This window comes from Thainema salinarum CENA647, from assembly GCF_057732415.1.
On the sequence record NZ_JBYJZJ010000022.1, the window covers coordinates 3306678 to 3331351 of the forward strand.

20 protein-coding genes and 1 tRNA gene are annotated in these 24674 nt (G+C 49.6%); 5 read left to right on the plus strand and 16 right to left on the minus strand.

Annotated elements, in window-relative coordinates:
• Positions 1-24 precede the first annotated feature (24 nt).
• Positions 25-753 carry a PD-(D/E)XK nuclease family protein gene (locus AC286M_RS21330; RefSeq protein ID WP_488206308.1) on the plus strand — a complete coding sequence of 243 codons (729 nt, stop codon included), beginning with the start codon at positions 25-27 and terminating at the stop codon, positions 751-753.
• Positions 754-816: 63 nt separating this feature from the next.
• Here the strand turns inward: AC286M_RS21330 and AC286M_RS21335 are convergent.
• From AC286M_RS21335 to AC286M_RS21365, 7 genes are all read right to left on the minus strand, one after another.
• Positions 817-889: transfer RNA gene (locus tag AC286M_RS21335), tRNA-Glu, on the minus strand.
• A gap of 91 nt (positions 890-980) precedes the next feature.
• A complete protein-coding gene (locus tag AC286M_RS21340) occupies positions 981-1265 on the minus strand; it encodes an Npun_R1517 family heterocyst differentiation transcriptional regulator (protein WP_488206309.1) in 285 nt (94 codons plus the stop codon).
• Between the two features lie 1072 nt (positions 1266-2337).
• Entirely contained in the window at positions 2338-2631 is a 294-nt protein-coding gene (locus tag AC286M_RS21345) for a hypothetical protein (protein ID WP_488206310.1), read from the minus strand.
• Between the two features lie 107 nt (positions 2632-2738).
• Positions 2739-2939, minus strand: coding sequence for a hypothetical protein (locus AC286M_RS21350; protein WP_488206311.1), 201 nt, complete (start codon positions 2937-2939; stop codon positions 2739-2741).
• A gap of 400 nt (positions 2940-3339) precedes the next feature.
• Positions 3340-4386 (minus strand): tRNA 2-selenouridine(34) synthase MnmH, encoded by a 1047-nt coding sequence (gene mnmH / locus AC286M_RS21355; RefSeq protein ID WP_488206312.1) that lies wholly within the window; start codon positions 4384-4386, stop codon positions 3340-3342.
• Between the two features lie 97 nt (positions 4387-4483).
• Complete coding sequence (locus tag AC286M_RS21360; protein WP_488206313.1) at positions 4484-6862, minus strand: slr1591 family oxidoreductase; 2379 nt, start codon at positions 6860-6862, stop codon at positions 4484-4486.
• 86 nt (positions 6863-6948) lie between these two features.
• On the minus strand, positions 6949-9144 hold the full coding sequence (locus AC286M_RS21365; RefSeq protein WP_488206314.1) for an ATP-binding protein: 2196 nt from the start codon (positions 9142-9144) through the stop codon (positions 6949-6951).
• 300 nt (positions 9145-9444) lie between these two features.
• On the opposite strand from AC286M_RS21365, the gene AC286M_RS21370 reads away from it, so the two are divergent.
• Positions 9445-10614, plus strand: coding sequence for an alpha/beta hydrolase-fold protein (locus AC286M_RS21370; protein WP_488206315.1), 1170 nt, complete (start codon positions 9445-9447; stop codon positions 10612-10614).
• 258 nt (positions 10615-10872) lie between these two features.
• Here the strand turns inward: AC286M_RS21370 and AC286M_RS21375 are convergent, their stop codons facing one another.
• Positions 10873-11094 carry an acetyltransferase gene (locus AC286M_RS21375; protein WP_488206316.1) on the minus strand — a complete coding sequence of 74 codons (222 nt, stop codon included), beginning with the start codon at positions 11092-11094 and terminating at the stop codon, positions 10873-10875.
• 308 nt (positions 11095-11402) lie between these two features.
• Between AC286M_RS21375 and AC286M_RS21380 the strand changes: the two genes are divergently transcribed.
• Positions 11403-12632, plus strand: a complete 1230-nt coding sequence (locus AC286M_RS21380; protein ID WP_488206317.1) for a 2,3-bisphosphoglycerate-independent phosphoglycerate mutase — start codon at positions 11403-11405, stop codon at positions 12630-12632.
• A gap of 103 nt (positions 12633-12735) precedes the next feature.
• On the opposite strand, the gene AC286M_RS21385 is transcribed toward AC286M_RS21380, so the two are convergent.
• Both AC286M_RS21385 and AC286M_RS21390 read right to left on the minus strand, forming a co-directional pair.
• Entirely contained in the window at positions 12736-13902 is a 1167-nt protein-coding gene (locus tag AC286M_RS21385; RefSeq protein ID WP_488206318.1) for an amidohydrolase, read from the minus strand.
• 98 nt (positions 13903-14000) lie between these two features.
• On the minus strand, positions 14001-14435 hold the full coding sequence (locus AC286M_RS21390) for a universal stress protein (RefSeq protein WP_488206319.1): 435 nt from the start codon (positions 14433-14435) through the stop codon (positions 14001-14003).
• Between the two features lie 689 nt (positions 14436-15124).
• Here AC286M_RS21390 and AC286M_RS21395 point away from each other — a divergent pair.
• Positions 15125-16639, plus strand: a complete 1515-nt coding sequence (locus tag AC286M_RS21395; protein WP_488206320.1) for an alanine/glycine:cation symporter family protein — start codon at positions 15125-15127, stop codon at positions 16637-16639.
• A gap of 369 nt (positions 16640-17008) precedes the next feature.
• On the opposite strand, the gene AC286M_RS21400 is transcribed toward AC286M_RS21395, so the two are convergent.
• The 6 genes from AC286M_RS21400 to AC286M_RS21425 form a co-directional block, all read right to left on the minus strand.
• A complete protein-coding gene (locus AC286M_RS21400; protein WP_488206321.1) occupies positions 17009-17332 on the minus strand; it encodes a ssl2009 family thylakoid membrane protein in 324 nt (107 codons plus the stop codon).
• 198 nt (positions 17333-17530) lie between these two features.
• Complete coding sequence (gene upp, locus AC286M_RS21405; protein WP_488206322.1) at positions 17531-18187, minus strand: uracil phosphoribosyltransferase; 657 nt, start codon at positions 18185-18187, stop codon at positions 17531-17533.
• Positions 18188-18199: 12 nt separating this feature from the next.
• A complete protein-coding gene (locus AC286M_RS21410; RefSeq protein ID WP_488206323.1) occupies positions 18200-18403 on the minus strand; it encodes a hypothetical protein in 204 nt (67 codons plus the stop codon).
• Between the two features lie 384 nt (positions 18404-18787).
• Entirely contained in the window at positions 18788-20500 is a 1713-nt protein-coding gene (locus AC286M_RS21415; protein ID WP_488206324.1) for an alpha-glucosidase family protein, read from the minus strand.
• Positions 20501-20748: 248 nt separating this feature from the next.
• On the minus strand, positions 20749-22548 hold the full coding sequence (locus AC286M_RS21420) for an alpha-glucosidase family protein (RefSeq protein WP_488206325.1): 1800 nt from the start codon (positions 22546-22548) through the stop codon (positions 20749-20751).
• A 596-nt stretch (positions 22549-23144) separates the two neighbouring features.
• The gene (locus AC286M_RS21425; protein WP_488206326.1) at positions 23145-23867 is read right to left on the minus strand and encodes a LysE family translocator; all 723 of its coding nucleotides are present in this window, start codon (positions 23865-23867) and stop codon (positions 23145-23147) included.
• A gap of 238 nt (positions 23868-24105) precedes the next feature.
• Here AC286M_RS21425 and AC286M_RS21430 point away from each other — a divergent pair, with 238 nt between their 5' ends.
• On the plus strand, positions 24106-24549 hold the full coding sequence (locus AC286M_RS21430; RefSeq protein WP_488206327.1) for an Lrp/AsnC family transcriptional regulator: 444 nt from the start codon (positions 24106-24108) through the stop codon (positions 24547-24549).
• Positions 24550-24674: the final 125 nt, after the last annotated feature.

Genomic DNA, 24674 nt, shown 5'->3' on the forward strand with positions numbered 1-24674 from the left:
CCGTTTAGCTAGGAAGCTTTTCTCGTGCCTCAGCGTGATTTATGGCCTGCGATCGCAGCGAAGCGTGTGCGTCAGAATGGACGCACCTATTTTGTACCGTCTGCTAGGCGTTCGGCGAATAATCAGCCCGATACTCATCAGCCCATGCAGGCAAACATTCAATTTCCCAGCGTTACCAGCGTCCTGAACGCCACCAAATCGCAAGCTGACCGGGATGCCCTCGCCCGCTGGAAAGCCAGAATAGGGACGGCAGAGGCTAATCGCATCAGCTCTAGTGCCAGTCGTCGCGGTAGCCGTACGCATAAACAGGTCAAAGAATTTTTGCTAGAGGATGACTGGCCGTTAGCCGAGGCCACATCTCCCTACTGGGAAAGCATTGCGTCCGTGCTAGAAGATCTAGATATGGTGCATTTGGTCGAAAACTATGTGTTTCATGCTGATCTTTGCTACGCCGGACGCGTGGACTGTGTCGCTCGCTATCAGGATACGCTGTGCCTATTTGACTGGAAAACAGCCGATCGCCCCAAGGAATCCGTTAAACAGCTGCGAGATAGTCCGCTACAGCTTGCAGCCTACTGTGGAGCCATTAATCAAACCTACGCCGATATCGGGTTTAAGCTGAATCATGCAGCGGTTGTAGTTGCGATCGCACATCAGCCTGCGGAAATTTTTTGGTTTGATCCAGACGACCTGCTTGACTATTGGCATGAGTGGATCGAACGTCTTACCAAATTCCATCGCTATTTGTCATAGTGAAAGATTACCTCCCAAAGCAAAAAGGTGAGTGCGAACCGCACTCACCTTTCCATTTGCCGATACCCCCAGGGGAATTCGAATCCCCGTCGCCTCCGTGAAAGGGAGGTGTCCTAGGCCTCTAGACGATGGGGGCCTGTCCGGCGTTCGCTTTGTTTGTCCGCCGCGAACATTTGTAAATGTAGCGTACTGTTTTGGCCTTTGTCAATTCCCAATCCAAACTTTTTTTAGATTGCTTCCTTCATGTTGCGCAAACGCATGAGCTGGCGGCGCATTCGGGGAGATGCCAGCACCTCAGAAATCAGCTGAGTACTGACTTCAACCTGCATCGCCTCTAGGTAATTATCCTCACCATAGGTGTAGGCATCGAGCAGGGCTTCCAGCAAATGCTCTGGATCGCGATCGCACAATGCACTATTTTCCTCAATCAGCCGAAACTTCAGGTGAACCTCGCACTCGTAAACACCGACTTCATTGGCCTGGGGATGATGCTCTACAGAATTGGTCTTCATTAGGGAATACTCTGGACTAGGTAATAGAACTCATCTTGATGAACCAGCTTGTCCTCACCGGATTGGTGAACATCCAACTCCGTTCAATGAGTAAGCTAGCTGAGTACAACTCTGAATCTGTGAGCAAACACTGAAGCCATCAACAAACACGATTTTCAGATTTTTAGATGGTTCAGCAGCAGGACTGGTTCAGATCCAGTCAGGAAACGATCAAAGTTGCAAACTCACAGGTTAGGCAAGACAACCTAACTACTCTTCGAAACTATCATCTCCATCTAGGTTGCCAAATCCGCTAATTGTCGGAATTCGAGTCTTTGAAACATTAAAGTTATGAACATCAAAATATCGGTTGTTTAAAGTCCACATCAACTAAATTATTACTCCTGTAAGGTAAGCCAGATATTGGTCAGTTTAATAGTTGTCACCTGCTAGGTTCACCAAGTTTTTCACAAAAAAGTATCAGTTCTTTATCCCAGCTTTACTTGTGTCTAGGGATACGTAGTTACAGGTGATCGATACTACATGAAAGCGATAATTTCCTTTTGTAGTAGGCGATTCATAGTCTGCAGATGAAAGTAAAAAGTGCGATCGCGGTTCTGAGAATAAATTATTTGGAGCAGATTTTGCGTATTTATACTGTCATGAATAGCTGAGCTGTACTAAACCATTCTTAATAGATAAGGCAGCCATAAATCAAATCTGAAATAAGTACATTAGATATACGAGTCTGAAGCACAGTTGGTTTCAGCTTGATAAAAAACGTAATTTTAGCTCAGGTATTAAAAGGAGGATGTATCGTATAAAAAAATACGCTACTATTCGTTCTTATCACTGATGGTTCTATACATAAATCTGGGAAGAGATATCAAATATTCAGCATTAATTCATTCAAATACGCACTAAGTTGAGAATTTTATACCAATCAATAACGTCATTAAACTATCAGCACTACACCAGAACTAGACTCAAATTGCACAAATTGATATCGATTCATACGGCTAACACGAACTCTCAAACCATTAAAGAATTTAATCAAAGCTCGATTCTCAGCCGGGCAAAGCTGTCCGTATACCTACGCAGAAGCCATATTTTCCGTCGGATCAGGGACGACATAAAGCTCACCTCGTCGTTCCCGCCGCGACAGTTGTTGAGTATCAGCACCAGCGGTAAACAGATACTCATGCAGCAGGTCATAGGCTTCTTCCTCTGTTTCCAAAATGTAATTCATGGCAAATAGAAAGGGGCGTGGGCGCTGCCGGGTAGGAGATTTGGGTTCCCATACCCGTAGGTAAACCCCATTGGGACGCTGATCGATACTGTAATGAAGCATGTGACTAGTAGCGGAGACGTAAGCAGAATGCAGCATGGTTATCGGCAAGTGATTGGATAAATGACGTTTGGGGGTCGCTTTGAACAGGCGCGAAACAGGTAAGCTATTTGTTTTGAATCAGAACGGGGCAATTCAGAACGGTTCTAGCCAAAAACGCGAATGCGTCCCTGGAAGAGAGCCTGATGAATTTGGTTGATGTAAGAATGTTCCTGCGCAGTGAGCTGATTTTTTAATTGCAGACTCATAATCAGCCGTTGATCCTGACGGGTGATTTTGCGCGTTAGGAAAATGTTCTGAATCAGTTGGTCGAGGTCGGTGGAAGTCGTTAGGGCTTGCGTCGTCATCGGGAATCACTGAACTCTGACATTATCAGTATCGCGGTCAGATGCGATTTTATCCGTGACTCGTAAAGTGCTTGTCCTGTGACGTTTTGGGGCATTTTGCGTGATGAACTAGCCCTCAATTCGTGATGAATCCTAAGTATTTACGTGACTCAATGGAACACGGCTCGTGATGCTGACGGTCTGACCTGAGTGACAAATATCACTTTTTCACACCACGGGACTCTAGCGACATTCGCCGAAACTATTATTTAGCCTAGGTTTTGGCGTTGTCAGAAAAATCACCCATTCAGTGACTCAACTCAGTGCTTCATAATGCTAATCAAACCAGTTCACCCTGTTCATCGGAGACCGATTTGCCAGTCGCAGTACACATATCCGCCCTGCTTAAATTCTCAGCTCATCACTCACAGCCGCCCAATCCAGCCAATTCATAAAATCTCGCCTTCTGAATCAGTTCTGCAGCGACTTGTTCAGCCGCTTGTCCAGTGACATCCAGCGAATAAATTGGGCCGGGTCGCCGTTCGAGATCGTATCGATAGGTTTTGTCGTAGTAGTCCAGCACCAAATCAATTGCCGGGACTGGATCATTGGCTTCAATGCTTGCGATCGCAGCTTGAGTTCGTTCTCCGCCCAGCCGTTTTTTAATTCGCTGAGTGGCAGCAATTAGCTCATGGGGATCAGCATCGCCATAGTCATCAATAAGAAGTTGAATACGTTCAGATCGCGATCGCACAATTTCTAAAACGGGAGCTGCCATCATTTGCCGAAACAGCTCATCCGGTACGCGACAAGTGCCAACTCGACGGCTTTCAGCTTCGATCCAAGTCGGTTTGGTGGCATCGCAGGCTGCCCAGTCGAGCGCAACTAAATTCTCAAAATGTTCGGTGGATGGCTGCGGCGGCATGCCCAAACTGCCATAGCTGCTGCCCCGGTTGTTGGCATTTCCTTCCAAATCGAGAATCTGTTCGCCCTGGGCTTCAAGTTCTTTGAGCACAGACGTTTTGCCTGTGCCGGTCATGCCGCCTAGGGTAATGATCGGTTTCGGCTCGGCCAACTGCTGCCGCACCCAGCGACGAAATGCTTTATAGCCACCCGTCAGTACCTGGACTTGAAAACCTGCCATCTGTAAGAGGTAGGCCATGTTCTCGCTGCGCATGCCGCCGCGCCAACAGTGAACCCGCACCTGCCCATCGGCAGCCAGTTCCTTCGCTCGTCGCACAAAGCCAGCGGCCTTTGGCCCAGCAATTTCCAAGCCGAGTTCAACGGCTGCTTCATGCCCCACTTGTTTGTAGCAGGTACCAATTTGTGCCCGTTCGTCGTTATCGAACAAGGGAAAACTAACGGCACCCGGAATATGTCCCTGTTCGTACTCACCCGGACTCCGCACATCGAGCACAGTATCGTTTGCGGTCAAGAAATCATCAATTGCAGTCGTACGGAGAGACATGGAGGCAATGGGTAGAACGTTGTACTAGTAAGGGTGACTTGATAAGGGGGACTTAATAAGGGTGACTTGATATGTCTTGATAAAAGTGTCGCGAGTTTTATGCCGGACTTGTTCTTATCCTAATCGGCTGAGTTGGATCTTCGCAGGGAAAGACCCGGCCAATGATACAGCTTTCGGTGTAACCCAGTTGATGCAGTGCTGCTAGGCAATCCTGAGCGAGCGCCATCGGTACGGCAGCCAGTAAGCCCCCAGACGTTTGCGGGTCAAACAGCAGCGGAAAATCGGGATGCTGGCTTGCCTGTGCCGCTTCGGTAAGATAAACCATCGCCCGTTGATTTTGGGGCTGAAGCGAGCTGACAATACCCTGCTGTACGGTTGCTCGTGCTCCATCGAGGATCGGCAGCGTGTCCCACCAGAGTTCAACATTGACATCATATTGATCACAGGTACGCGCCCCGGCTTGATGTCCTGAATTTCTCGGTGTCCGTGTAGATCGCAGCATCTCCGCCAAATGGCCGAGTAGACCAAAGCCTGTGATGTCCGTACAAACTTGCACCTGGTGCTGCTGGAAACACTGTGCCGCTTGTTGATTGGACTGGAGCATTGCTGCGATCGCAGTTTCGATCCACCGCCCCTTAGCCTGTAACTGCATATCCGCTGCAAACAGTGTCCCAATGCCAAGCGCCTTGGTCAGAATCAGTGCCTGACCCGGCTGTAAGCCGCTTTTGCGCATGATTTGGTCAGGATAGATTAAACCATTGCAGGTCAGGCCAAAGGCTAGTTCTGATCCCTCTGCCGTATGACCACCAATCAGCGAAGTTTTGGCAGCCTGGAGTACCCGGAACGCACCTGAAAGGAGCTGATAGAGCGTTTCGGCTTGTTTCGCTGGTTGAACGTCTGGCACAACTGCGATCGCAAGTACGCTATCAGGACTCGCGCCCATCGCAAATAAATCGCTCAGACAGTGGTTAGTGGCAATTTGGCCAAATAGATAGGGATCGTTGACGATGGCGCGGAAATAATCCGTGGTTTGTACCAGCAGTTGATCCGCAGGTAAGTTGAGAATGGCCGCATCATCAGGGTGATCCAGGCCAACGACCACATGGGGAGCGGGTTCGGGAGTGGGCTGTTCCGCGTGGACGCGATCTAGGGCCTGCTGCAGAACGGAGCTGCCAACTTTGGCTCCACATCCGGCACAGCGCATGGCGGAAACTGCTGGGCTGCCCTCATCTCCTAGCCTCTTTTCCCCAAGGAGAAAGGGAGTCGAACTAGCAGATGGACGCGCCGATTCAGCATTCATGGTCGGTAGTTCACTGAATCGGCGCATAAACTTACGGTCAATGTAATCTTTCCAGTTCCAGAACCAGCGCGATCGCAAGGCAAACGGCCCCCGAGATGCGATCGCAGATCGATCGCCCGTGCCTAGCAGGATCAAAAATTGCTTCTGTGGCACAAAAGACTGCAGCGGTTGTCCCAACGCAAAGCGACGCAGGTTGTTCACTAACGGTTGCCCCTGGCGCACAGCAAATACGCCCGCTTTGGGGCGAGGATGATGAACCATCGTGGCGACATCACCTGCCGCAAACACAAAGTCATGGGACTGGGACTGTAGCGTATCGTTTACTGCAATGAAACCCTGCTCATCGGTGGCTAACCCAGAGGCTTGAATCCACGGCGGCGCGGAGGCAGTCGTCACCCAGAAAACGTGAGTGCAATCGACGGTTAAACCCGACTCGCAGCAAACACGCCCCGATTGAATTTCAGTCACCGTTTCCCCTAAGTGAAGATGAATATTGCGATCGCGCATCACGCCTTGAGTGAGCCGCTGCATGAGCCAGCCACGATCGGGCAGAATATTGGGTTGCCGCTGAAAGAGGTGGACTTGAATTAAATCGGGTGATCTTCCCGCCGCCTGTACGATACGCTGCAAGCGAGATTGTAGGTTCAACGCCAGTTCCACGCCACCCGCTCCGCCGCCGACAATGCCAAACACACGCGGTTGATCCGGATCTTGCTGCACGTGACGGAGGATTTTGCGCCATTCCTCCAATAATCGAGGTACGGGTTTCGCCGGAATGGCATACTCAGCGGCACCCGGTACAGTGGTCGCTGCGGGCGTACTGCCCGTATCGATCGACAGGTAATCGAAAGCAACGGGCGGACGATTCCGGCAGAGGACGCGACGGTTGGCTAAGTCCAGCCCAACCGCTTCGTCAATATACAGCCGACAGCGGGCAAAGTTTGCCAAAGGCCGCAGGTCAATATGCGCCTCGTCATAGTCATAAAACCCGGCGATGTAGCCGGGCAACATACCGGAATAGGGCGTATCGACTAAATTGCTAATTAGCGTCAGCCGCACAGCCGGAATGGGTCGCATACCTAGCATACGCAAGGCAATAGCATGACTATGACCACCGCCAATCAGGACGAGATCGGTGGTGGCGGTTTTGTCGATTGAGCGTGAACTGTTCTGCACAGAACGTTTATTGGGATGGGTTTTACTGCAATGCTTCACCCATCTTACTGAGAGAACCCCAAGAAAAATTGGACTCGCTCACAGAATTATGCCTGATCACGCTGATCCTGTACTTTCTCGAAACTTTCATGATGTGGCTCGATATAACTCTGGGGAATCGTAATCGTAAATGTCGTCCCCTGATTAGGCGATGATTCACAGGTCAATGTGCCGCCATGCTTGCCAACTATGATTTCATAGCTGATCGACAACCCTAGCCCAGTCCCTTTACCGACGGGTTTAGTGGTGAAGAACGGATCAAAAATACGTGGTTTCACGTCTTCTGATATGCCTCTGCCGTTATCGGTGATGTGAATCGCAACGTGATGTTCTCCAACTTGTTCTGTGCGGATCTCAATTGTGCCTGACTGATCCTCAATCCCTTCTAGGGAATCAATGGCGTTACTCAGAAGATTCATAAAGACTTGATTGAGCTGACCTGCCATACACTCGACGAGAGGCAAATCGCCGTATGCCTTCACAATCTGAATAATTTGGTTCTCTGAGGACTGCTTGAGCCGATGATGCAGAATCATCAGGGTGCTATCAATGCCCTCATGAATATCGACGACTTTCACTTCCGCTTCATCCAGCCGCGAAAAATTACGCAGCGACTGAATGATTTCGCGAATTCGCATTGTCCCCGCTTCCATCGAATGCAAAATTTTGGGCAAGTCCTGGGAGACAAAATCTAAATCTAGCGAATGGCATCTCTCGACAATATCTGCGTCAGCATTCGGGAAGTGGTGCTGATAGAGCGAGAGCAACTCAAGCATGTCATTGGCATATCCCTTCAGATGCGCTAGATTTCCGTGAATGAAATTAATTGGATTGTTAATTTCATGCGCCACACCTGCCACTAACTGGCCTAGACTCGACATCTTTTCGGTGTGGATGAGCTGGGTCTGAGCCTTTTGCAGTTTCTCTAGGGCTTTTTGCAGATCGGCAGTACGAACTTTAACCTGGGTTTCTAATGTGTTGTTGAGAGCCGTTACGTGCTGATAGAGCAGGTGCTGTTCAATTGCGATCGCAAACTGGGCACCCAGCGTCATGGCCATCTCAATCTCCGCCTGCGTCCACGCACAAACCTGTCCCAGCTTCGTTTGCCGCCAGATTTCAAACGACTGGCGAGGGAACGCCTGCCGCACATCCGGATCAAACTCGCCAGCCCAGAGCGTTTCCGTTTCCCGTTCAGTCCGAAATACACTCAGGTACGCCACCACCCGTTCACGGGCAACCAACGGCACAATCAGCCAACTGCGCAGTCCCGCCTGTTGAAACGACAGTTGGAGATTGCGCAGGTCGCTAACGGTAAACACATCGTCCACGGCCCAAGGTACATAGTCGGTCGCCTGGAGGTGAGACTGCACGCCATACAGTGATTCCACAGCTCGCTTCTGCCCTAGCTCATGCTCGACAGGTTGTGTTCCGCAGACATGGACAGTGCCAGTTATAGGCTGATGATTGTCCTCGGCCCCGCTTGGCGGATCGAGAATCAACAAGCGACCGCCCACGCCTTGCAGCGCCTCAACTGTCGCTTCGAGCGCTAACTCCAATTGAACCGTGGGAAATCCGTGCAGCAGAGACGTAATGCGGCTGATGGTTGCTTCGCGCTGCCCTTTTTCCTCTGCTTTAGCCAACAAATCGGCTTGCGCGATCGCAGTTGATAGCTGTCCCACGATGAGCTGCACCGCCTCCAACTGCTCGATGGGCAGTTCGCGTGGTGAGGAGTGATGGGCAACTAACAAACCCCAGAGATGATCACTGTGGAAAATGGGCGAGGTGACGCTAGATTTCACGCCCATTGTGGTCAAATATTCAGCGTGGCAGGGGTCGAGCGGACGATAAATCCAGTCCTCAGCCAATTGTTCACCCGTCTCTGGATCACGGAGCCGACTTTGCCCAATCACCCCCGACTCAACGTCTACAATGTTGCGAATGCGGGCGTCTATAAATAGCTGTCTGGCCGCTTGTGGAATATCATCTGCTGGAAAACTCAATCCGCTTAAAGAAGGCAGTACGTTGTCTACAGAACGATACTCAGCAATCACATAACCACTTTGATCAGGATAAAACTGATAAATCATCACCCGATCAACATCCAAAAACTGCTGAATTTCTTTCGCTGTGGTATCAAGAATCACCTGTAAATCCAAAGACTGACGGATGCGATATACAACACGGCGCAGCAAAATTTCGTGGTCAACACATTCCGCTTGTTTTGGCAAAGAGGGAAGAGGCATAGTGATAGTAACGTCTAACCGAGTAATTAAATTTTGGGAACGAGATGACCCTATGAGCTTAAGGATTCCCTAAAAATCGGCAGATTCTACATTGATTCAGGAGTTAAGTCAGTTAATTGCACTAAATCACAATTATCAGCCAATTACATGCCATCTACAATCAAAACAACAAATCAGCTCAAGAAATCAGCATTGGCATTTGGAATCAGCGTTGGCATTCGTGAAGCAACTTTTTGTGAAGCAACTTTTTGTAAAGCAACTCTAGAAAAGCCCCCACCCCTAACCTCAGGAGACTCTACGATGACAAGTACGCTCTTAAGTCCTGCGCCGACAGCAGCAGAAATTGAGGCCACCAAGCAGGCGATTGAGGCTCATATTCGCCAAATTACCGCCCATCCCGACCGTCGCGATGGCGCTTACCCCTATTACCTGTTTCATGAACCTGATCAGCCGATTCGCGGTACGGTCATGATGTTTCACGGGTTTAGTGCTAAACCCCATCAGATGTGGCGCTTAGCAGATTATTTATTTCAAAATGGCTTCAATATTTATCAGTGCAATATTGCAGGGCATGCCCTAGTTAATCCAGCCGTAAACTGGCCACAGGTGGATCTCAAACCCGAATATGCTGAGCCGCTAAAAGCTAAGATCCAGCAAGATCCAGTTTTGATGCAAACGTTGCAGAACTACCAAGCAGAGGGCAAACAACCCAATGCGATGCAGCAGGCAGCACTGCTGGCCCGATTGATGATGATTGAGCCAAAGCTGCTCGATATTAAAACAGCGATTGAACGAGATGGGGATCCACGCTTCAATGACTACTTCATTTCGTCCGATATGGAGTATCTAAACGATGCCCGCGATCGCATCCGCGAACTCGACGCGATGCCAGGAGATATTTATACCCTCGGTTTATCAGTTGGTGGAGCCGTTGCCTTAGGTCTCGCCGCCGATCAGCCAGAACGAGTTAAAAAAGTTGTCGCCTATGCACCACTGCTGGACATTTATGGCGCAGAGCGCAAGCTCTATGTTGAGTTAACGGGGCCTCTGGATATTAAAGAAATGGGTTGGGATCCCGATCTTCAGTTTCCCGTTGGCTGCCTGACTGCCGCCGATCGCTTCGGCGGCAGCTATGTACGCAGTGATGCCTCTATTCGTCAGCTGCGCGATATTCCAACCCTCATGGTACTGACCGAAAATGAAGATGCGGCGGATATCAAGACTAATCAGCGATTCTTTGAACAAATTGGCGGTGAACGGCAGGGGCATCGGCAGTATCTTTATCTGACACAAGACATGGTGCCCCATCCGATGGTTGACCCACAGGAGGTCAGCCAAAATATGAGCAATCGGTTCTGGCAGAGTCTTTACCAGGAAACATTCCGCTTTTTAACAACGGGTAACGTGCAGCAAGAAAACTTTTCTCGGCTAGAGCAAGCGTCAGATGCACCGACTGTTGCGGACATCTAGAGCTAAACCAGGGATGTCATCACCACTTTTAGTGGCTTTACGTTGAGAAAATTTAAATGAGGGGTGTCACCCCTCACCTTGTTTATGTAATAATGTGATAAGTAGATGCACCCTGATGGTAGGGGGAGCCAGTTTTGGCTTCCCCCTTTTCTCTTTTGGCTATCTTTTACCACTCTAGCCATAGCCACATGGCTCGCGGTTGATAGCGAGCATCCTGCTTTTGGAACGAGAGCGGTTTGAAAGATGTCCCCTATTGAACTACTCAGGTTGGCTGTTCATCCGATAGTCGGCATCACTCCAACAGCGGGGCAGAGCTTCTCCTGATGGAAAAATGAGTCCCGATTTTTGAAATGATTGGGGTAATTGCTCAGCTTGTCCACCCTGAATCTGACCCGTTATGGAATCTTGAACTGGATTCACAAGCTGTTCTACCTCATCAACTTTGACCAGTTCACCAGACTGTTTTTCTTTGAGCAGCATAATTTATCGTATTGTATTCGACAGCTTAATCATAGAAAAGCGATCCAGTGACATCACTCATCCAGAGGAAGCACTCAACTGGAATAAGGCTCTATCGATAGATGAAAGTTTTAGAGTTGAAGCTGCTTATCTGCTTAGGACTGCGAATTAAATAGCCTGTAAACCGTTCCATCCGTAGGGACACGGCATTGCCGTGTCCCTACCCCAAATAAATAATCTCCGATAGGATAGATGCCAAACGTTGGTGCATTGCATAAGGTATGGGCAAAAGCTAGCAATAGCTAACGTCGCAACTTGTCTCTATACCCATGCAGCATCCCACGTTTGACATCACAGAAGTCTGGGAAGATTTGGCTTGGCCGCAAGATACCAAGATTATTTATTTAATTCTGGATGGACTCGGCGGGTTACCGGACGCAGATCGGGGTGGTACAGAGCTGCAGGTGGCGAATACGCCTAATCTGGATCAGCTTGCAGAACAATCAAGCTGTGGCCTACTGGAAATTGTTGGCCCAGGAATCACTCCCGGCAGTGGGCCAGGACATTCGGCGCTGTTTGGCTACGATCCGCTCAAGTATCGGGTCGGTCGCGGTGTTCTGTCCGCTCTGGGCATTGACTTTGACCTGCGGCCTGGTGACGTAGCGGCCCGGATGAACTTCGCCACGGTTGACCAAACGGGCAACGTCACCGATCGTAGAGCCGGACGAATTGAAACCGACTTGAACCAGCAGCTCTGTCAGAAAATCCGCGATCGCATTTCTCTCGATTTTGACGGCGAATTTTTTGTCGAAACCGTTAGTGAACACCGAGCCGTTCTAGTCCTGCACGGTGAGGGACTGGGCGATGAACTGAATGACACCGATCCGCAGTCAACTGGCGTACCGCCGCGCACTCCAGTAGCGGAAACGGATCGGGCACAAAAAACGGTCAACTTAGTCGAGTCATTTTTGCAGCAGGTGAAAGACGTGCTAGCCGATGAGCAGCCTGCCAATATGCTGCTGATGCGGGGTTTTGAGCGCTATCAGCCGCTACCGTCTCTATCGGATCGGTTTGGCCTCAAAGGCGTTTGTATTGCGGACTATCCCATGTATCGCGGTGTCAGTCGGCTAATCGGCATGGACGTGGTGCTGCGTCCCGGTGGCATGGAACAGCGCTTTGCCACGCTGAAAAAGATTTATGGCCAAGACCACGACTTTTACTTTATCCACGTCAAAAAAACAGACAGCGAAGGTGAAGACGCTGATTTTCCCGGCAAGGTCGAGGTCTTGGAACATGTGGATCGGCTCCTGCCTGAAATTCTGGACTTGCAGCCCGATGTTTTGGTTGTCGCGGCTGACCACTCAACACCCGCTACCTTGGGCGGCCACAGCTGGCATCCCGTACCGTTTTTGATTCACTCTAACTCTGTTCGGCTCGACGCCGTTGAGACGTTTGATGAATACGCCTGCAATCAAGGTGCGTTGGGACTACGCCCCGGTCTGCACCTGATGGGGTTAGCGCTGGCTAATGCAAGGCGACTGCGAAAGTTTGGCGCTTAGCAGGATGTGATGTAAGTGCTGAGGGCTGGGAATTTTGGATTTTGGATTTTGGATTTTGGGATACTCCTCACGCCTTACTCCTTACTCCTCCCCCCTCACGCTCTCACCTCAACACCGTTTGAATAATCTGATAAAACAACTGCACCCCTGGCTGGATCAGCGCATCGGGGAAATCATAGTCGGGATTGTGGAGTTGGGGCTGCTGTTCGCCGGAGCCGAGGCCGAATAAGGCACCTGGATAGCGCTGCGTGAAGTGTCCAAAGTCCTCTGACCAGCGAAATGGGGTTTCGGCTTCAACCCAGTCAGCTTGGCACGTTGCGATCGCAGTTTTCAAAATCTCCACGGCTGCTGGATCATTTTCCGTGGCGGGAAAGGACTCCACCCATTCCAAACTAACCTCTAGCTGATCGGCAGCGGCAAGTGCGATCGCGGATTGCTCAACAGCGGCTTTGAGCTTGGCCATGTCGTCATTGCGGTAGCTACGCAGGGTAGCCATCACCTCCGCTTGGCCGGGAGCAGTGCCAAAGGCAATTTCGCCAAGTCGGGCATGAACCACTGTCGTCAGCACAAAATCGGCCAAGTCCGCCTGTAACTGCTGGGGCAGAGCCGTAATCACTTGCACCAGTTGCGCCATTGCTAGCGCTGGGCTGCGGCCATGTTCTGGATAGGCGGCATGGGAAGTTTTGCCCTGAAATCGGACAATAACACCTGTTGAGGCGGCAGCAAAGCTGCCAGAGCGAATCACCACTTGCCCCAAGGGATAGCGCGGTAAATTATGCAGCGCAAACACATAATCGGGCTGTAAGGCTTGGAACACTGGGCTGGCCACGACCTGAGCAGCTCCTTCGCCGGTTTCTTCAGCAGGCTGAAAGAGGAGTACAACGCTGCCGCGCTCAATTGGCTGCTGGTGAAGCAGTGCCGCCAAGCCCGCCACAATTGCCATGTGGCCATCGTGTCCACAGGCATGGGCCGTATGAGGAACATGGGAACAATGTGCGATCGCGCTCGTTTCCTGAATTGGCAGGGCATCCATATCGGCCCGAATCAGCACGGTTGGCCCAGGTTGCTGTCCGCGATAGATGACGGCACATCCGTTGCCACCCAGATTAGGAACGACTTCATCGGGATGATACGCATTGATAAAATCCAGCACGCGCTGAGCTGTCTGCTGCTCTTGTCCTGACAGTTCAGGATGCTGATGAATCTGCTGACGAAACTGAACCAGCTGGTCAAGCAAGCAATCACTGAGCAAATCTTGCTGAAGCAGCATAAGCCTATTAACCTAAAAACAACTTGCTTGTCGCATTTTGGCTAGTCGCATTCCGGTAGCCATGTCTGCGGTGTCAACGCGACCACACAGCAGAGACATTATTCCGAACGGCGCAATACTAAGACTGGGCAGGACGCAAACCGCACAACCCGCTCGGCCACCGATCCCATGAAAAAGCGCCCTAACCCCGTGCGACCGTGTGACGGGATGACAATCAGGCTAACGTTGTTTTCCTTAGCAAAATCAATAATCTCAGAGCTTGGATCACCAATTGAAACGTGAAAATGCATGCCCTCATGCTTGGGATCATCGAAGCGTTCTTTGAAGCGTTCTTGCACGTTATCAATGCGGGATGCGTCGTCTACCGTATTCCAGGTAATGCCAGGTTCACCGGGATAAAGGGGTGGTAAAACATGCATGATATAAAGCTGGGATGGGCTGTCCAGGTAAGCTAGCGCTTTCTCCTGTGCCGCAAACGACTCCTCAGAAAAATCGACGGGCACTAAAACGCGATCGGTGGCAAACAAACTCATACTTCGCTCCAAAATTTTTTGATCATCAGACTTTAAAAGTTTAGATATTGGATTTTAGATCGTTCAGCCTTAACCGAAATTAAAGAATTGATCGATTCCTGGATATCAACACTCGATTACAACACTAAAATCCTAATACTGGTCGATGCGGTTCATTGGGTTAAGTGTTCACAGTGACCCGTTTGATTCATGGCTGATGCGATGTTTCATAAATAAATTTTAGTCGGTCATCTTAGCCAAGCCGCCTAATTCAAAAGGATCTACAGATTATCCTCAAAATTATTCATAACGCGATCTTTTGCTCGCGGATAGAACACAGCATGTTGACAAAATCTCAGTCTATATCTACCGGGATATGGAACACATGAATATTTATGATATTGTCATGACGCGCTGAGTCTACGTCCAGCCGAACAGGAAAACGGAAGTTTTAGAATTCAAGCGGTGTTTGCAAAATCTTTCTGCAATGCCTGCGAGACAAGGATTATAGCCAAATAGCAATCCTGTACAAGTTAACCTGAGCACATAAACTGTTGGGGAATTGATCATAGCCTATTCGCTATTTTCTCTAGATTGGACAGAGTTGAAATCCTGATTAAACCCTGCAAAATGTTGCGGAATAACATTGCTGGACTTGAAATAGCGATACATTAGTCTACTAACGTGGACACAGTATGAATAATAAATCCATGAAAAGAATCTGGCTTTATATTTGCCTCTTCCTATTAATTCCGACCGTTGCACTGGCACAGGAAGAGGCGGCAGCAGGAGGCTTAATTAGCGGGCTTAATGCTGCATTTTCTAACTTTGTGGAGGCGGTTTTTAGCGTTCTCTTCTTCAGTATTGGCGGATTTCCGCTGATTGTGCTGTGGCTGATTGGTGGCGCAGTTTTTTTTACGCTCCGTATGGGATTCGTCAATATTCGGGCTTTTCGCCATGCAATTGACGTGGTGCGCGGCAAGTACGATGACCCTAACGAAGAGGGTGAAGTTTCGCACTTTCAGGCGCTCTCAACAGCGCTATCGGCCACAGTTGGTTTAGGAAACATCGCTGGGGTTGCGATCGCAATTAGCATTGGTGGCCCCGGCGCGGCTCTGTGGATGACCCTCGGCGGTTTCTTCGGCATGAGCAGCAAGTTCGTTGAATGCACGCTGGGCCAAAAGTACCGTGTGACCAAGCCCGACGGTACGGTGTCCGGCGGCCCAATGCACTACCTGTCGAAGGGGCTAGCTGACATGGGCCATCGCACCTTTGGTAAAGTGCTGGCGATTCTGTTTTCGTTCCTGGCGATTTGCGGTGCCTTTGGTGGCGCGAGCATGTTCCAGGCCAATCAGTCCTATGGTGCTGTTTCTACCGTACTGCCCATGCCGGGCTGGCTGTACGGTTTAATTCTGGTTTCCCTGGTTGCACTGGTGATCATTGGCGGCATTCAGCGGATCGGGATGGTTGCAGGCACCATCGTGCCGCTGATGTGCGTGATTTATGTGGCCGCTTCTCTATGGATTTTGCTGGTTAACTTCACGGCAATTCCATCTGCGATCGCAACTATTTTGGGTAGCGCCTTCTCACCAGGAGCGATTGAAGGTGGCGTCGTCGGTGTGATTGTGCAAGGTTTACGTCGTTCTGCCTTTTCCAACGAAGCGGGCATTGGTTCAGCTGCGATCGCGCATTCTGCCGCTCGTACCGAAGAGCCTGTTCGCGAAGGAATTGTGGCGCTGCTGGAGCCGTTCATCGATACGATTGTGGTCTGCAACATGACCGCACTAGTCGTCGTGATTACAGGCGTTTATGCCGACCCGCAGTTCGCTGAACTCGGCGGCGCGGAGCTTACTTCTGCCGCATTTGGCACCGTTATTGGTTGGTTCCCCGCCGTTCTGGCCGTTTCCGTCTTCTTCTTTGCCTTCTCCACTATGATTTCCTGGGGATATTATGGTGAGCGCTCCTGGGATTACCTATTTGGCGAAGGCAGCCTGATTGTCTACAAAATCTTGTTCTTGCTGGCCATCTTCATTGGCTCCATCGCCAATCCGACTGCCGTTATCGATTTCAGTGACGGTATGCTGCTGGCAATGGCCTTCCCTAATCTTTTGGGAGCCTATTTCTTGTCTAATCAAGTGGCGCTGGATCTCAAAAATTACATGCTGCGCCTCAAGCGTGGCGAACTGCTCACCGCCGAACAGCGGCAGCTACAAGAAGTTGCCTAATATGACTGGCTATATTTTTGTGACAGTTAGGCTAGTACTTGTTTAGCGGAACACTGGGTATTGATCCCCCTAAATCCCCCTTAAAAAGGGGGACTTTGAGCAAACCTATGAATAGCCCCCTTTTTAAGGAGGCGGCGACAGCGGGGATCTCCCGGCTACGCTAAATCGATACTTAGGCTATGCCTTAACTATCACAAAAATATTTTCGGAACCCCTCAAAAGCTAAAACCGCCGCGCGATGCGCGGCGGTTTTAGCTTTTGAGGGGTTTGTATCAAATCTGTGTATAAGAACTCAATTTATTTTTGTGAAACGTTTGCTCTGCAAACGTTTCACAAAAATAAATTATGAGTTTTCAACCAGACTTGATATTAATCATGGGAAATTGACGATTCTTGCGTTTCAGACAGTGGCCGACCGTTAACCGAGTTTAGCTGAAACCGCACATCATCAATCGCTTCATTAAGCTGCGCAATTTTATCTTCCAAACCGCGTCGGGCGGCTTCCATTTCCTCTTCGGTCGAAAATGTCATCTCAGACTGACGCTTGCGGCGCTCCCGCTTTTTGCTGATGGATTCGTCTTCTTCAGATGCTAAACGGGATGCAGCAAGAACACCCGCCACGCCGCCAACTACGCCGCCAACCAGCGTGCCTAATAAAAAACCACCTAAAAAATTGCCGTTGCGATCGCTCATAGCTTTAATCTCTATCAGTCAGTGAATAAGTGTCAGTTCGTGAATCCGTTTGTCAATCCGTCTATTATCCGATGATTTGCTGATTCGAATAGTTCGTTGCTCGATCTCCTCAGCAGACTGCAGCTCTGATCGGCTGATCCACGTTACAAAACGGTTGCGACATCCGTTACCTTATCTATTGTTACCTTATCTGTTTTTCTAGTTCATTGTGCCAAACGTGCGATCGCCCGCATCGCCTAAACCGGGAACAATATATCCGTTCTCATCCAACCCTTCGTCAATAGCAGCTGTATAGATGACTAGGGCGGGATAGGCATCTGCCAATTTCTGTAATGCTTGAGGAGCCGCCACAATTGAAATAATCCGAATAAACGCTGGATCAGCACCTCGGCTGATCAGATCCGCCATGGCCGCTGTAATCGTGCCGCCTGTTGCCAGCATCGGCTCCGTGATTAAAATCCGCGTCTCCGGATGAATCTGTTTCGGCAGCTTACTGAGATAGCAGCTGGCCTCCAGCGTCTGCTCATTGCGGACGTAACCGACGTGATAAATCGAAGCTAACGGTAGGAGGGCTTGCGCTCCATCAATCAGCGCTAAACCTGCCCGCAAAATCGGCACAATTGCCACGGGAGTTTCTGGATTGATGAACGACGCATCACACGGAGCAAGCGGTGTATCGATTTGAGTATCTAAGGTTGGCAACCAGTCCCGACTGGCTTCGTAAGTCAACCAGCGTCCCAATTCCGTCATGGCACTGCGAAACAGTACAGAGGGAGTCGCTTCATCGCGTGCGACCGAAAGCCAGTGTCGAATCAGCGGATGGGGCGGAACATGGACGCGCAGTTGCATAGCCATAATGCAGAAAACCTAAGCCACAAAAATCATCAAATCGGCTTCATCATACTGGATATCCTGGCCATTCTGCTGACTCAAGTTGTATTGAGATGCCGATATTTTGCGCCATGCTCCCAGTTCAGAATACAGAGATTTAATCTGCAAATTGCCTGCGGTAAGAACATGGCAAAGCTGTGCTTCTCCAACTGCTAAAATTCTCAATATTGGTGTTGACATTAATTCTCATTAAATTTACACTGATATCAGTTGTTAAGTTAAAACGAAGGAAGTTGGCGCAAGCCGCTAAGGTTTGCACATTCACAAGACAAACGACTTTTGTGATTAGCCTTCAGGTCAAACTCTAATAACAAACTATGTAGTGTTCTCCTCTCTCAGGATCGGTAGGGCGGGCTGGCAATGACCAGCCCGTTTTTTTCGCTATCTTACCGTCATCATCCAGCTGGCGTGTTCATAGGCAGGTAGTTCTCAAAAATCATTACCTAACTACCACTACCCATATGCATAGTTGAGAACTATATGCAAGAGTATGGCGCTAATAATTTAATCGGGTAAACCCCCAGCCCTGGTGGGGGTTTACCCGATTAAATCACCTCCAGCGATTCAGTCTGAAACCAGCGTGCCGAAGAAAACGCCGTAGCTCGACAGCTCTACCGTATCTTTGTAGCGCCGACTGATAAAGTCAATTTCATCGGCCTCAACGCAGTTGGGGAACGGCGACAGATCGAAGTGGACTGGCATGGGACTGATGTTGAACAGGCACAGCAAAGTTTGGCGATCGCAGCTGCGGATAAAACCCAGAACCGGCTCGGGTGTGTCAAGCAACTGCAAGTCACCTGTATCTAGAGCAGGTTGGGTTTTGCGCCAGCTAATCAGGCGACGGTACTTATTCAACAGTGAAGAGGGACTGCTTTCCTGCTGATCAACTGCCGAGGGATAGTGCTCCTCTGGAATTGGAAGCCAGGGTTCTTCCGCTGTCGTGAAGCCCGCGTTTGGCGCATCGCCCTGCCACGGCATCGGCGTACGGGAGCCGTCGCGACCCTTGATCACGGGATAGCCTGCGATGCCAAACGGATCGCGCATTTTTTCAAAGGGAATTTCAGCTTGTGTTAGGCCCAACTCGTCGCCTTGGTAAATGCAGCAGCTACCGCGTAGGCAAACTAGCAGAGCTGCAAACATGTGATCAAAAGCTTCGTGGGTAAACTCGTCGTCAATCAGATACTTGCGCCAGCGGGACTTCAAGCGCGGGAAGTCGTGGGTTCCACCCGTCCAGCAGATGATGCCTTCCCCCATTTCCTGCTCAACCCGCGCAATGGTGCGGTACAGCAGTTCCGATGTTAGCGGTTCATCACTCATCAATGACGAGTTGTAGGCCATGTGTAGCCGATTGCTGCCGCTGACATAGGCACTAGAAGTTGCGATCGCATCTTCGGTGGAGCTAATTTCGGCCAGGGTCGTCGTGCCGGGATATTCATCCATCAGGGACCGAATGCTTTCCAGTAGCGTCAGGGTTTCCGGCTGATCCAGGTTGTAGAGATTGACCTGACTGAAGAAGGGATCATTTAATCCCGCACCCGCTGGACGAGGCTGATCGTCCAGCCGGAGCGGATTTTCCCGCAGTTGGCGGTCGTGGGTTAGGAAGTTAATCACGTCGAGGCGGAAACCATCCACGCCCATGTCCAGCCAGAAGCGAGCCACGTCTTGAATTGCGGCAACCACTTCGGGATTGTGCCAGTTCAAATCCGGCTGCTCAGCTAGAAAGTTGTGCAGATAGTACTGCTGCCGCTGGGCATCCCAAGACCAAGCGCTGCCACCGAACGTAGACCGCCAGTTTGTAGGCAGCCCACCATCGGGTTTGGCATCTGCCCAGACATACCAATCGGCTTTGGGATTGGTGCGATCTTGCCGACTTTCCAAAAACCAGGGATGCTCATTGGACGTATGATTCCAGACCTGGTCGATCAGCACCTTCAAGCCTAAATCATGCGCTTTGTCCAGCAGCTTTTGAAAATCCTCAACCGTGCCAAACATTGGTTCGACGGCCCGATAGTCGGAAATATCGTAGCCAAAGTCCTTCATCGGCGACTTGAAGAACGGCGAAATCCAGACGGCATCCACGTCCAGCGACGCAATATAGTCCAGCTTTTGCATAATGCCCGGCAAATCACCAACTCCATCGCCGTTACTGTCCATAAAGCTACGAGGATAAACCTGATAGATGACAGCACTACGCCACCAATCAGCCCCAGATTTTGCTAACGTCAACGCTTGATCAGTTTGATTAGCCTGAGTATTTTTTGCTGATTGTAATTGCATAGAGAAGTTGGAGATTGACAACGATTGGGAATGGGGTAGATGGGTGGATGGGTAGGGAGGGATTAGTTCATGGTTGATGGTAAATCGGTTAGTAGTTGATGGTTGATGGCTGATAGTTGATGGTTGGTAGAGAAGGAGTGATAGATAAGTTGAGGGATTGAGGTATAAGAATTGGTTGGAGCAAGGAGTGCGATCGCAACCAACTATTAACTACTAACCATTAACTATTAACTACTAACCATGAACCACTAACCACTCACCCTTCCCTCCAAATTTGCAAAGAATGCACTGTACCCAGCCAGCTTGATCTGACCTTTGACTCGTTCAACATTAAAGCCGACATCTTCCGGTTCGAAATCCCCGAAAGGTCGGAGATCGTACTCAATCGGTTGATCGCTGATGTTAAACAGGCACAACAGGCGCTGCTCAGCATATTCGCGAATAAAGCCAAATAGTGGCTCTTCGGTATCAATAAGCTGGAAGTCGCCAGCGATTAAGGCAGGCTGCTGTTTGCGCCAGTGCAGCAAGCGTCGCCAGGTATTGAGCAGTGAATGAGGATCTTGAGTTTGCCGATCAACGGCATAGGATAGGTGGCCTCTAGGAATCGGCAACCACGGTTCTGCATCTGGTGCGGTAAAGCCTGCATTGGGGACATCTGCATACCAAGGCATGGGAGTACGAGAACCATCTCGACCGTGAACAACCGGATAAAGCGCCTTGCCAAACGGGTCGCGAATCTTATCTTCTGGAATATCCTTGGGAATCTGGGCCTCGGGCAAGCCCAGCTCATCGCCTTGGTACAGGCACAGCGCCCCTGGCAGAGAGATCAGCATTGCCGCAATCATGTAGTAAAACTCATCCGGGTAGGGCTGACCGTTAGCGTCTTCACCCGACCAGCGCGATCGCAGTCGGCCATAGTCATGATTACCGACCATCCAGCACTGACCACCTTGGTTGAAATGCTGTTGCACTCGCTGCACAGTGTCTTTCATCAACTGGGCCGAAATCGGTTCATCGACTAGTAAGGCACTGTTATAGGCCAGGTGCAGACGATCTTCGCCTTTCACGTACTGGCTCGACAGATCAATCGAGTCTTCGCACAGCGTCACCTCACCGAGCGTCATCACGTCTGGATACTGATCGATTAGCTCTCGAATTGGCTTCAGTAAATCTAGATTTTCAGGCCGACAGAAATTATATTCAAATAAATGCTGCACCATTGGATTATCAGCATCTACACCATCGGGCATAGATGAACCTTCAGGTCGAGGCGGATTGTCCCGCAGTTCTGCGTCGTGTAAGAAGAAATTCACTGCATCCAATCGGAAGCCATCAACACCCCGATCGAGCCAGAATTTTGCCCGATTTAAAATTGCGTCAATCACATCCGGATTATGCCAATTTAGCTCTGGCTGACTGGGCAAAAAGTTGTACATATAGTACTGTTCACGGTGTTCATCCCACTTCCAAGCGCTTTCGCCCATAAATGCAGATAGCCAGTTATTTGGAGGCGAACCATCTTCCTTTGCATCAGCCCAAATAAACCAATCGGCTTTATCATTGGTGCGACTTTTGCGGCTTTCGGCAAACCAAGGATGTTGATCAGATGTATGGTTCCAAACTTGGTCAATGATGACCTTAATGCCAAATGCGTGAGAAATTTCAACTAAACTATCGAAAATATTCAGGTCACCAAATAGCGGATCGATATTTAACATATCGGTCACGTCGTACCCCAGATCATTCATAGGTGATTCATAAATGGGGCATAGCCAGATTGCATCAACTCCGAGGGATGCAATGTAATCCATTTTTTCGATAATGCCAGCTAAATCGCCTGCGCCATTACCGTCTGAATCACAAAAACTCCAGGGGTAAATTTGGTAAATGACAGCATGCTGCCACCAGTGCCCCTGATGCGTCATGCGATTCGCATCTTCCCACATCCAAGCGCGGCGATTGATCACTGGATTGCGCCACCAAGGAGTAGACTTATGCTGTTTTGCAGCATTTTGTTGATTCGGGTTCTGCTTGATTGAAAAATCCATAAGTCGCGGTCAAAAAATCGTAAGTCCTTCTCTGAACAGGCTCAGTGAAATAGTTCACCGCCTGCTTTTATGGTTGTTTCTGTAGTTATTACTGTCGTTGATATAAACTGCAGTTGATAATTCGCAGCCTATGTATTGAATCACCTAATGTATGTAAGCCAAATGTTATGGAAACAAGGTGAAAAAATCAGTTAGGTCAACTGAGTTAATTAAACTGAGTCAATTAATCGGTATTCCAAAAGAGATTCTGAAAATTAGATCCCTGGCAAATATTGCCTTTTATAAAAGACAAACAGATGAACGAGTACTATTACTTAGTCTTGATATATTCAGTTAGATCAAATTTGATCCAGACTACTACGAGCAATGCTGAATGAATAGCTTATAGTGAGTTCCTTCAGTAAGTGTTCTAAAAGCGTTCTAATGAGCCATTAGATAAAAACAATTAGTGAAAGAATAGAGAATAAAGCTATACACTTTAGCAGTCTCAGTAGTACTTAGAATAAAGTAGCAACTTCGGCTTTGTAATGAATCGAAAGGACGATACAGCTTGGTCTGAAGGCGGATTTAAGAACAAGTTTATAAGCTGAATTTATTCAACGAAAGGCAAATGCGATCGCAACTCCACCAAAGCTCGTAATCATTAGTCCTGATAGTCGATTGACCCACTTTAAATGAGTTGCCGTTAACCGCAATCGCAGCAAAGTTGTACCACCGCTCAGCAGCAACCACCACAGCGCTGAACCACAAAAAACGCCAATAATCAATACCACTGCGAGATGAGGTGTTGGTAGAGCTACCATGCCTAGGCTAGCAAAAATTGCTGTGAACGAAAGGATAGTGGCGGGGTTGGTCAACGTCAGAAATAGGGTTGTGGCGTAGTGGGTGGCTAGGGAGATAGAGGGGGCAAGGGGGGCAGGGGAGCGAGGGGGAGGTGGGGAGATGAGGGAGTCGAGGATGGGTGGGGAGCGATGGAGGGTTAGGAGAGATGGGGAGTCGAGGGAGTCAGGGGAAGCTGTATGGGTAATCTGAGCGTGGCGTAAGGTGCGCAGGCCGAGATAGCACAGGAAGCTGCCGCCGATCAGTTGGAGTGGGGTTTGCTGGTTGACCAATAGACCTGCGATCGCAGTTAAACCAAATCCGGCAATGCTGCCGTAAATGGCATCGGCAGTGGCAGCACCGAGGCCCGACACTAAGCCAGATAACCAGCCGTAGGTGAGCGTTTGCCGAATGCAGAGAACCCCAATTGGCCCCACCGGAGCTGCGATCGCAAATCCCAACATCAGTCCCCGCAAGCCGATCCAAATGACATTATCCATTGCCATACACGCTCATCAAGCTTATGGCTTTAGAATAAATAACAAAACAGTGAATTTAAATAGACAAACGAAACTAAAAAACAATTTTGCCATTTGAATCGAATAAATTTTCTCGTCTTTGCTTTTGCTTCAATAGAGAAGTAGCAAAACGATGAGGCGATGCTGACGTGATCTGGCAGAAGGTAGGCATCGCCCACTAGCGTTAAACCTTTGCAACTCAACCCCATGCGATGCAACCATGATTGACGAAACCAGTTGGCAGATTCTCGAAGCTTTACAAGTGGATGCGCGGCAATCCTATGCAGAATTGGGGCGGCAGGTCGGCTTGTCGCCACCAGCGGTGGCTGAGCGGGTGCGTCGCCTGGAAGAAGCAGGGATTATCACAGGCTACCGAGCCGTCATTAATCCTGAAGCGCTGGGATACGGCATTGCCGCTCTGATTGAACTGACGACCACGCCACAGCAGTATCCCCAAGTGATCGAGCGGCTAGAGCGGCTGAATGAAGTCCGCTCCTGTCACCACATCACGGGTAGAGGGTCGTTTCAGATTCACGTAATTGCTCGGTCAATTGCCCATCTTGAGCAGATAATTGGAGAGCTGAGCCATTTTGGACAGACGGCAACGTCAATTATTTTTTCGACACCTGTGCGTAAATCAGTTTTGTCCCGTCCGCTCTATTAGGACACAGCGGACACAGCCGGTTTTGTAGCGCGGTTCGCAACGCTACAAAACCGGCTTGACCAATAAAAAGGGGTACTTAGGACTGTGAATTAAATAGCCTGTAAACCGTTCCATCCGTAGGGACA

Bases quoted from the DNA above. Each gene is read 5' to 3' on its own strand.
- AC286M_RS21340 (WP_488206309.1), bottom strand. From the start codon at position 1,265: ATGAAGACCAATTCTGTAGAGCATCATCCCCAGGCCAATGAAGTCGGT.
- AC286M_RS21345 (WP_488206310.1), bottom strand. From the start codon at position 2,631: ATGCTGCATTCTGCTTACGTCTCCGCTACTAGTCACATGCTTCATTAC.
- AC286M_RS21350 (WP_488206311.1), bottom strand. From the start codon at position 2,939: ATGACGACGCAAGCCCTAACGACTTCCACCGACCTCGACCAACTGATT.
- mnmH (WP_488206312.1), bottom strand. From the start codon at position 4,386: ATGTCTCTCCGTACGACTGCAATTGATGATTTCTTGACCGCAAACGAT.
- AC286M_RS21365 (WP_488206314.1), bottom strand. From the start codon at position 9,144: ATGCCTCTTCCCTCTTTGCCAAAACAAGCGGAATGTGTTGACCACGAA.
- AC286M_RS21370 (WP_488206315.1), top strand. From the start codon at position 9,445: ATGACAAGTACGCTCTTAAGTCCTGCGCCGACAGCAGCAGAAATTGAG.
- AC286M_RS21375 (WP_488206316.1), bottom strand. From the start codon at position 11,094: ATGCTGCTCAAAGAAAAACAGTCTGGTGAACTGGTCAAAGTTGATGAG.
- AC286M_RS21380 (WP_488206317.1), top strand. From the start codon at position 11,403: ATGCAGCATCCCACGTTTGACATCACAGAAGTCTGGGAAGATTTGGCT.
- AC286M_RS21385 (WP_488206318.1), bottom strand. From the start codon at position 13,902: ATGCTGCTTCAGCAAGATTTGCTCAGTGATTGCTTGCTTGACCAGCTG.
- AC286M_RS21390 (WP_488206319.1), bottom strand. From the start codon at position 14,435: ATGAGTTTGTTTGCCACCGATCGCGTTTTAGTGCCCGTCGATTTTTCT.
- AC286M_RS21395 (WP_488206320.1), top strand. From the start codon at position 15,125: ATGAAAAGAATCTGGCTTTATATTTGCCTCTTCCTATTAATTCCGACC.
- AC286M_RS21400 (WP_488206321.1), bottom strand. From the start codon at position 17,332: ATGAGCGATCGCAACGGCAATTTTTTAGGTGGTTTTTTATTAGGCACG.
- upp (WP_488206322.1), bottom strand. From the start codon at position 18,187: ATGGCTATGCAACTGCGCGTCCATGTTCCGCCCCATCCGCTGATTCGA.
- AC286M_RS21410 (WP_488206323.1), bottom strand. From the start codon at position 18,403: ATGTCAACACCAATATTGAGAATTTTAGCAGTTGGAGAAGCACAGCTT.
- AC286M_RS21415 (WP_488206324.1), bottom strand. From the start codon at position 20,500: ATGCAATTACAATCAGCAAAAAATACTCAGGCTAATCAAACTGATCAA.
- AC286M_RS21420 (WP_488206325.1), bottom strand. From the start codon at position 22,548: ATGGATTTTTCAATCAAGCAGAACCCGAATCAACAAAATGCTGCAAAA.
- AC286M_RS21425 (WP_488206326.1), bottom strand. From the start codon at position 23,867: ATGGATAATGTCATTTGGATCGGCTTGCGGGGACTGATGTTGGGATTT.
- AC286M_RS21430 (WP_488206327.1), top strand. From the start codon at position 24,106: ATGATTGACGAAACCAGTTGGCAGATTCTCGAAGCTTTACAAGTGGAT.